2 protein-coding genes are annotated in these 2,720 nt (G+C 77.8%); one reads left to right on the top strand and one right to left on the bottom strand.

The annotated features are described in order from the left end of the window. Positions 1 to 63: 63 nt before the first annotated feature. Positions 64 to 1,932 carry a multicopper oxidase domain-containing protein gene (locus tag PYV61_RS23710; protein ID WP_275836346.1) on the bottom strand — a complete coding sequence of 623 codons (1,869 nt, stop codon included), beginning with the start codon at positions 1,930 to 1,932 and terminating at the stop codon, positions 64 to 66. 117 nt (positions 1,933 to 2,049) lie between these two features. Here PYV61_RS23710 and PYV61_RS23705 point away from each other — a divergent pair, with 117 nt between their 5' ends. After that, positions 2,050 to 2,592: an ECF-type sigma factor gene (locus PYV61_RS23705; protein ID WP_275836345.1), complete on the top strand. Its 543-nt coding sequence runs from the start codon at positions 2,050 to 2,052 to the stop codon at positions 2,590 to 2,592. Positions 2,593 to 2,720: the final 128 nt, after the last annotated feature.

The following is a 2,720-nucleotide window of genomic DNA, read 5'->3' as shown; positions in this document are numbered from 1 at the left end:
CAGCCGGCGCGGTCGGCGGCGGCGCGCCCAGCGCGGCGGCCAGCGGGACGGGGACGAGGCGCCTCACCGGACGCGCACCGGCAGCCGCCGCGTCTGCCCCTCGACCGTCACGCTCAGCACCGCGTCCATCGCCCGCGCCGGCGTGAAGTCGAAGTCGTACGTCTCGCCGACGCCGAAGCGCCCGAGCCGCGCCGGCCGCTCGGCGCGCAGCGTCGCGGGGAGGTCGACGCCGTCCTTGGCGCGCGGGCGCCAGCGCAGCGGCACCGTGTCCGACGCCGCCGTCAGCCGCACGACCGCCGGGCCGTTGGGGTGGATGTTCACGAGGCGCAGCCGCGCGGTGCGCCCGGCGGCGAGCGTGATCGGCGGCGGCGCGCGCCGGCCGTTCAACGCCAGGCGCGGCACCGTGTCCCCGTCGAGCGCGTCGCCGATCATCACCACGCGGTCGGCCGCCGGGTCCCACGGCTCGCCGGGCTCCAGCACCAGCAGCGGGCCGTACATCCCGGTGACGAGCTGCGGCCCCTCGTCCATGTGCGTGTGGTAGATGAAGGTCCCCGCGCGCGGCGGCGTGAAGGCGACCGCGAACGAGTCCCCCGGCGCGACCAGCGGCGCCACGCTCCCGCGCGTGCGGCTCCACCCCGACACGCCGTCGTAGACGCTCTCCAGCTCCATCCCGTGCCAGTGCACCGTGGTCGGCTCGCGCAGCCGGTTGACGACGGTGATGCCGACCGTCTCGCCGCGGGTGAGCACGATCGGCGCGCCGGGCACCTCGACCGAGTCGGCGCGCGGCGGGGCCCCGCGCTGCAGCACGAAGCCGCGCGGCACCTGCCGCTTCGGGGTCGCGGCCCCGCGCTGCTGCGCCAGGAGCCGCAGCCGCCGCGCCGGCGCGCGCTCGGCCACCGCGATCGCCGCCGGCGCGTCGTCGCGGTCGCGGACGGCGACCCCGAGGACGAGCCCCTCCATCGCCGTGGTGGCGTGCCGCTCGACGTCGTGCGCGTCGTGGGCGCGCGCGCTGTCGGGGCGCTCGGGGAACGGCGTCACGTGCGCGCGCATGTGGCAGTGCATCAGCCAGCGGCCGGCGCGCGTCGGCACCCACTGCATGGCGAACGTGCTGCCGGGCACCATCAGCTCGGTGACCACGGTGCGCCGCGCGTCGGGGGCGTACGTCGTGTCGGCGTTGCGCTCGCCGCGCGCGGTGACGTCGAAGTGGAAGCCGTGCAGGTGCATCGGGTGCGGGAGGTAGCTCCCGTTCAGCCACCGCCACCGCACCGTGTCGCCCACGGCGTACGCGAGCCGCTCGCCGTCGGGCCACGAGCGGCCGTTGATGGCGCGCTCGAACACGTCCTCCTTCTTCCTGTTGCGTACCGTGTCGTCGGGGAAGAGGTCGAGCACCGTGATGACGAGGATCCGCTCCGCCGGGTCGGGGCGCGCCCCCGCCGGGTCGACGACGATCGCGCCGGTGAGCTGCGAGTCGCGCCACGGGCGGTCGGCGAGCGGCGAGCGCGTCGTCGTCCCCCAGTACAGATAGGAGCCCGGGGCGCCGGCGCGGAACGCCACCTCGCGCTCGGCGCGCGGCGCGAGCTGCAGCGTGTCGTCGGCGACCGCGATCCCGGTCCCGCCGCGGAGCCCGTGCACGACCAGCGTCGAATCGAGGTCGTTGCGCACGCTCACCCGCACCTCGGCGCCGGCGTGGGCGCGCAGCAGGGGCCCCGGGATCCGCGGCGCCCCGCCCTCCTCGGCGAAGGCCAGCACCGTGACGGTCGTGTCGACGCGCGCGGTGGGATGCCAGGTGGCCGAGCGCGCGACCAGCCGCAGGCGGAGCACGCCCCCCTCGACCGCGCCGGCGGGGAGGCGGTTGTCGTTGGGGACGACCGTCTCGGCCTGGCGCGGCGGGGGCGCCAGGGCGAGGAGGGCAACGAGCGCGAGGCGTCGCATGGGCGCGACCGGACGGGGGACGGCGTTTGCCTCGCCGGGGGGCGGGGCGCATCTTGGCGGGGTGAGGGCCGACGGAGGCCCCAGATTCACTGACGCAATCGCCGCGTGGAACCGGACATGCTCGCCGAAGCCCGTCCCGGCAAGGGGGACGGGTCGCTCGACGCCCTGGTGGCGGCCCACTACCCGGAGCTGCTGGCGATCGCCCGCCGCGAGCGGCGCCGCGCCGCCGGCGGGGCCACGCTCGACACCGGGGCGATCCTCCACGAGGCGTTCCTCCGCCTGGCGCGCCGCCGCGAGGCGCGGTGGGAGGACCGGCCGCACTTCCTGGCCGCCGCCAGCGGGACGATGCGCCACGTCCTGGTGGACCACGTGCGCCGCCGCCGGGCCGCGAAGCGCGGGGGGACGCGGGTCGCCGTCACCCTCGGCGACGACGTGGGGGTCGTCGACGCGCGCGACGACGCGCTGCTGGCGCTCGACGAGGCGCTCGACCGGCTGGGCGCGGTGGCGCCGCGCCTGGCGCGCGTGGTGGAGTGCCGGTACTTCGGCGGGCTGACGGAGGTCGAGACCGCCGAGGCGCTGGGGGTCACCGAGCGGACGGTGCGGCGCGACTGGATCAAGGCGCGCGGCTGGCTGCGGGCGTCGCTCGACGGGGCGGCGTGAGCGACGCCCGCGCGCTGGCCGCCCTCCCCGCGGAGTCGTGGCCGCGGCTGGAGGCGCTGGTGGACGAGGCGCTGGACCACCCGCCGGCGGCGCTCGACGCGCTGGTCGCGGCGCGGTGCGGCGGCGAC

The organism is Roseisolibacter sp. H3M3-2, from assembly GCF_029211165.1.
In the GTDB taxonomy this organism is placed as follows: Bacteria; Gemmatimonadota; Gemmatimonadetes; order Gemmatimonadales; family Gemmatimonadaceae; genus Roseisolibacter.
This window is presented reverse-complemented; position numbering and strand designations above follow the sequence as displayed.